The sequence below is a fragment of the Lentibacillus populi genome (assembly GCA_014642895.1).
Classification (GTDB): Bacteria; Bacillota; Bacilli; order Bacillales; family Amphibacillaceae; genus Lentibacillus_C; species Lentibacillus_C populi.
Genome location: BMJD01000051.1, coordinates 21,437 through 27,511, shown reverse-complemented (window position 1 = coordinate 27,511; position 6,075 = coordinate 21,437). Strand labels below are relative to the sequence as shown.

General features: G+C 37.2%; 4 protein-coding genes. 2 read left to right on the top strand and 2 right to left on the bottom strand.

Features of this window, described 5'->3' with window-relative positions; translation table 11 throughout:
* Window positions 1–332: 332 nt before the first annotated feature.
* Window positions 333–1,244, top strand: a complete 912-nt coding sequence (gene rbsK / locus IEX12_RS20175) for a ribokinase (RefSeq protein WP_188725779.1) — start codon at window positions 333–335, stop codon at window positions 1,242–1,244.
* An 89-nt stretch (window positions 1,245–1,333) separates the two neighbouring features.
* On the opposite strand, the gene IEX12_RS20170 is transcribed toward rbsK, so the two are convergent.
* Window positions 1,334–2,092, bottom strand: a complete 759-nt coding sequence (locus tag IEX12_RS20170; RefSeq protein WP_188725778.1) for a TrmB family transcriptional regulator — start codon at window positions 2,090–2,092, stop codon at window positions 1,334–1,336.
* A gap of 774 nt (window positions 2,093–2,866) precedes the next feature.
* On the opposite strand from IEX12_RS20170, the gene IEX12_RS20165 reads away from it, so the two are divergent.
* Complete coding sequence (locus IEX12_RS20165) at window positions 2,867–4,249, top strand: MATE family efflux transporter (RefSeq protein WP_214613722.1); 1,383 nt, start codon at window positions 2,867–2,869, stop codon at window positions 4,247–4,249.
* Between the two features lie 547 nt (window positions 4,250–4,796).
* On the opposite strand, the gene IEX12_RS20160 is transcribed toward IEX12_RS20165, so the two are convergent.
* Entirely contained in the window at window positions 4,797–6,023 is a 1,227-nt protein-coding gene (locus IEX12_RS20160; RefSeq protein ID WP_155555452.1) for an MFS transporter, read from the bottom strand.
* Between the last annotated feature and the right edge of the window lie 52 nt (window positions 6,024–6,075).

The window sequence follows — 6,075 nt, the reverse complement described above, 5'->3', positions numbered from 1 at the left end:
GTGCCACCTTTGATTGGACTTTGACTTTTTGGCAAAAATTACGGGAATAGTACTTACTGAACATTTTGACTATATTTATGCAATGCTAGTGTGTTAAAGTATGTCTTGAAGTTGAGGCTGATCACTTTGTGGATCATTTTTTGAAGCGTGTTTGCCTGCGTGTTAAAGGAAATGAATAAGTAGCTTGAATAATCAATCTTATGATACAGGTGTTATAAATCTTTGTTCGACTAATATCCGGGTCTAGGTAAATTGTTGAACTGAGTCCACTATAATCACCTATTTTTAAGAGGATCAACACCTATATATATTGCTGGAAGGAGATTATACAAATGCAACCGAAGATTACAGTTATTGGAAGTATTAATATGGACTTAGTAACGGAAGCTAACAGGAGACCGGAAGCAGGTGAAACGGTTCTTGGTAAACAGTTCTCTACAATTCCTGGGGGAAAGGGAGCCAATCAAGCTGTGGCGGCTGCTCGTATCGGCGGAAAGGTGACAATGATTGGTTGTGTGGGAGAAGATCCGTTTGGTAAAGAACTTTTAGATCATTTAGAAGCAGAAGGTATTATAATCGATAACATGGAATCTGTACCGGGCGTAAAAACCGGTATTGCAGCAATCACTTTAGCGGAAGAAGATAATAGTATCGTTGTGGTACCTGGTGCAAATAATCTAGTAACGGAAAGAATGATTTTACAAAATGAAGAGGTAATTGCTAATAGTGATGCTGTATTGCTGCAACTGGAAATTCCCTTATCAACGGTTGTGAACGCAGCGGCGATCGCTTATCAACATGGGGTAAGAGTTATTTTAAACCCTGCCCCTTTCCAAAAACTGCCTGATAAACTAATCGATTTTGCCGATGTGATAACCCCAAATGAACATGAATATGAAGAACTGATAAAAGATTATTCAGGAGATCTAAATAAACTTAAAGAGAAATTAGTCATTACAAAAGGCGGCGAAGGTATAGTCTATTATGAGAAAGGTACAGAGATCCATGTTCCTGGTCATCAAGTTGAAGTAGTAGATACGACTGGAGCGGGGGATTCATTTAATGGTGGATTGGCTGTTCAATTGGCTAAGGGTGCATCATTTGCAGATTCATGTCACTACGCAAGCGCAGTAGGTGCATTATCTGTAACGAAGTTTGGTGCACAATCTGGTATGCCCACAGATAAAGAAGTTAATGGCCTGCTGAAAAATGGAAATAAGGAGAAAATAGAGCCCCTTGATTGATAAGGGGGCTTTTGTCGAGGGATGCTATTGTTCAGAGAGTGAAGAAGCTATTGGTTACGTTTTGGAGCGGAGGTTTCCCTTTTTTACACTTAATATCTCAACTTCAAAAGAAAAGTTTTTATTTCTTCATCGCCCATTAATAAATCGTAATATTTTTTATTAATTTTAGCTAATGCGATATCGTGATACAAGAATTCAGTAAATACCTTCACAAATGGCTTGGACATCGTCTTGATCGCTTGCCATGAGTCATCTTCAACACCTGCAAACATTACTTCTTTATCGTCGATGATAATTAATTTAAATCTCTCTAACGCTTTATGCTCCTGTGTAGGGACCAGAGTAAGTATATTTGATAAGGCAGTTGTCAGGTCACCAACAACAAGCCCTTCAACAATTATCCCACTTTGTTCCTTCTCTTCTAAAAACGGTATGTATTCCACAAATTCATCTTTCCAAGCAGAAATACGAATTGATTCTTTTGCTTTTTTAAGAAGTTGAATACTTTGCGCTCGAATAGACGAGTCAACCTTTAAACTCCAAACACGATCATCAGTAAATGATTTTTTATACGTTTTTTCCTTTAATTGATTTATGTTATCTTTAAATTCAGCAGATAGTTTTTCGATGGCAAGTGGCAGAGGCAACGCTGAATAAAGCTTTTTCTTTTCTGATATCGACTCCATTACCATCCCCTTTTTAACCATGCGTGATATGACTTCGTATACTTTTGCTTTAGGAACACCTGAATAGTTAACAATATTAGTTGCATCCATTGGTTCTTCACTGGACACTAGTACTTCATAAAGTTTGCTTTCGTATTGCGAAAAACCGAATTTTTGTAGCATGTTTCCTCCTAATTATTAAGCATTTGTTATGAAAAGCTATCCATTATAAAAAATCCAAAAGGAAAATCTATTTTATTAATAATAATAAACTAAAACTGCAATAAATTCCAATAAACTTTACCCCTTATTTAGTGAGTTAAACTAGGGAATTTCCTTTCTACCCTTGAATTATGATGGGATGCCAGTGTACGGACGTGATTGGAAAATTCTATGGCAGAAAGGGTCAATCACACGAACAATCAGCCCAAGAAAAGTCGTTCAGCTGGCCTTCTCATTCGGCGACTTTTTGAACACGAAGTTATAGGAGGATTTATAACGCATTAACGTATAATACCCCTACCTCTAGGCGTGAGTAAATCAAAAACGTAAAGCATTTTATACCCAAAATTAAACAACTATTTTAAACCCGTCCCAAATACGGGGTTAGGTTGTTTGAGGTTTTAAATTTATCTTACATTGCAAGGTAAATATTTAATGAAAACACCTTTCCTCAAAACCTCCATAAATCCATTCTGAGGGTTTTTATTTTATATCATGTATAATACCATTATTTATGTGTTATAACCCCTTTAAAACGGCTCATATATGCCTTATATAATGTGTTCTTTGTGGATTAATACAGTGATTTTAGAAGTGGATTATGTTATAATTATAAATGTAAAAAAGCATGATTTGTAGAACCTGGTGTTTCCTTTTTTGTACTTTCTGTTAATATCTCATGCTCTAATACTTACTCAATAATTGCTTAAATACTCAAAACAAGGAGGCAGATAGGTGAGCAATAATATGAATGATCGTTTTGCTAATGAGAAAATTCCAAAACTGATTTTTTCGCTTGCTACTCCAGCAATCGTAGCACAGCTAATAAATGCACTGTACAACGTGGTCGATCGAATGTTTATTGGAAGAATACCCGAGACGGGCACACTTGCCTTGACTGGTATCGGGATAGTGTTCCCTATTATGATGGTGATTCAATCATTTTCAGCTCTAATCGGCTTTGGGGGTGCACCTCTAGCTTCTATTAAAATGGGAGAAAGAAAACATAAAGAAGCTGAAAAGCTATTGGGAAGTTGTTTTTTAATGTTACTGATTGTCTCATCCGTATTGACCATAACTTTTCTAATCTTCAAATCGCAGTTATTAGTCCTGTTTGGGGCAAGCCCTGATACATTGCCATTTGCTGATGATTATATGGGCATATACCTAATTGGTTCGGTCACTGTACTTATATCACTAGGCTTGAATCAATTTATCGCCGCACAAGGATTTGCTAAAACTGCTATGATAACAATATGTATAGGCGCAGCAGTTAACATTATTCTTGATCCGATTTTTATTTTCGGAATGAATATGGGAGTAAAGGGTGCGGCGTTATCCACTGTAATTTCCCAAACAATCTCTGCTGTATGGGTTTTATGGTTTCTTACCTCAAAAAAAGCACATTTGCGACTGCGATTTGAATACATACGCATCGATTTTAAAATAGCAGGCGGTGTACTAGCTTTAGGGCTTTCACCGTTCATTATGCAATCAACCGAAAGTCTTATTCAAATTGTATTCAATACCTCTATTGGTAAATATGGCGGAGACCTTTACGTTGCTGCAATGGGAATCATGAGTGTCCTCATGCAACTATTTACATTGTTGTTGAATAGTTTTGCACAGGGGGCACAACCAATTATCGGCTATAATTACGGATCAGGTGACCATGATCGAGTGAAGTCCACTATAAAGTATTGCAGCCTTTTTTGTGGAATGTTTGGATTGACTATATGGAGCGTATTTACTTTTCTACCACAGCTTCCGATTATGGTTTTCACTAATGATCCCGAATTAATCAGGCTTACTACGAAGCTTATGAAAATATTCTTTTTAGGTACTTCTATTTATGGGGTACAGTTAGCATTTCAGCAAGTATTTATCGCTTTAGGGCAAGCACAAGTTTCCATTTTTATCGCTGTACTTCGAAAAATTATTTTGCTTATTCCATTGGTATACCTGCTTCCGATGGTTATTTCTCCGAAAACAAATGCCGTGATTATCGCGGAGCCGATTGCAGATTTCTGTGCCGTGATAACTTGCTGTGTTTTATTTGGACTCAAAGTAAAACAGCTTCTCAAAGGAGCCAAAAAATCGATAGCGGAGTCACCTTAGCCTTTATGTAGTAACAAAAGAAAAGAGTCCAGTTTCTTTATTTGAATATAGAGAAGTTGGACTTTTTAAATTGAAATTTACTTAACGTTGTAAATCCGCATTTTCCTAAAGCTACCCCAATCAGCAATAAATTTTTCTGGATTCCCGGAATAAGATAGTCATATCCTTTTCTCTACTATACTATGGAAAGCATAAACAGGTTGATAATAGCCTTTGGAGTCTAAGTAGTAGTCTCTATTTTATGGATATGCAGGGTTTCTATCAATTTATTCTGAGAATAATATTTAAATTCCCCTTCTAAAACAGTCATGGGCTTATCAGCAAATTGACAAACGACTTAATCAATTGTCAAAGGATATTTTTAAAAGACATATACAAACAGAGGGGATGTCATAGTCGAAGTTGTAGAAACCAATGCTGTATGCTCTACCATTACATTGTTGCCTGATTATAGGACAGACTTCGGCAAGCTTGTCGAAGGGAAATAGTATATTTAAATAGTTTGTGATGACCATTATAAAAATTAAAGTGAAGCGACCACTTCACTTTAATTTTCATGAAAAACAAGCTTTCTTTTCTCCTTCACCAGATTCACCCTTGAAAACATAACGGCATAAAAAATTGTGAATAGAATGTAGGTTGTCCCGACAAGAAAGCTTAGCATTCTTGGTTCAAAGATTTCCAACAGATAACCGGCAACTCCCATTGATATGCCAAGCATTGTATTGGTCATCATTTGGGTAATTCCGAAAAATGATCCTTGCCGCGGTTTGGGTACAATCTTCATGATCAGCGTGCTTAAGCAAATATTACTGATTCCACCGGCAAATGTAATAAACACAACGATAATGAGCGCCAATGAAAAGACAGGGGCGATACTTAAGAGAAGGTGTCCACAGCCCTCAAGTGCAATGAATACAATGATAAGTGCAACTAGCTTCCGTTTCAGTAGATTGGATAAAAAGGAACTAATGATAAATCCCAGCCCAAGAGAGGCATAGATAAACCCAACGCCAAGGTCACCCATGTGGAAAATGTCCAGTGCATATACACTTATCAGAACATTATCAATCCCGTTTGCTATAGGCATCGTAATCTCGATAATGATAAAGATTAGAAGTACAGAAGATCCCTTGATAACCCCCCATATAGAACTGGATTGTGCAGGATTTAAGCTCTCTGTTTTATTCTTAACAGCTGCCGGGATGGTCATGTTAACAATAAATAAAGCTGATAAAAGATAGGATAGACCATCTAAAAGAAAAGCCAGGTTTAAACCAAAAATATAGGAAATAACCCCGCCACTGCAGGAACCAACAACAAGAACAACGCCGACCATAATTTGTTCCAGTGCATTTATATAGAGCAACCGATCTTGTTTTACTAACGCAGGGATGGCAGACATCCTTGTTGGTGAATAAATTGCTTCTCCAGCGGCAAGGAAAAATGCACTTGTGTATACGATCCATAAATCATCTGCACCCTGAACGAGGATTGGCGATATCGCAAAAGGAATTCGGATAATGTCCATCACGATCAGTATCTTCTTTTTGGAAAAATGATCGGCCAAAAACCCGCCGATGGGAGCTAGCAATAAAAATGGGGCCATCCTTATTGCGAAGAGAAGCCCAATTGCCCCTCCCGAACCGGTAACCTGATAAAGTAACGTCAGAACAGCTACCTGACTGAAGCGGTTGCCAATCCCATTCATAAAGCCTGACCAAAACAGTTTTTGATAATTTTTTTCCTGCTTCCATACGGTCCAATTCTTCATTATTATCACCCTATTTTAATTTCATCTAATTTCATATATATCTAATTAGATT

Coding starts and splice junctions, on each gene's coding strand:
- rbsK (WP_188725779.1), top strand. CDS start 333: ATGCAACCGAAGATTACAGTTATTGGAAGTATTAATATGGACTTAGTA.
- IEX12_RS20160 (WP_155555452.1), bottom strand. CDS start 6,023: ATGAAGAATTGGACCGTATGGAAGCAGGAAAAAAATTATCAAAAACTG.
- IEX12_RS20170 (WP_188725778.1), bottom strand. CDS start 2,092: ATGCTACAAAAATTCGGTTTTTCGCAATACGAAAGCAAACTTTATGAA.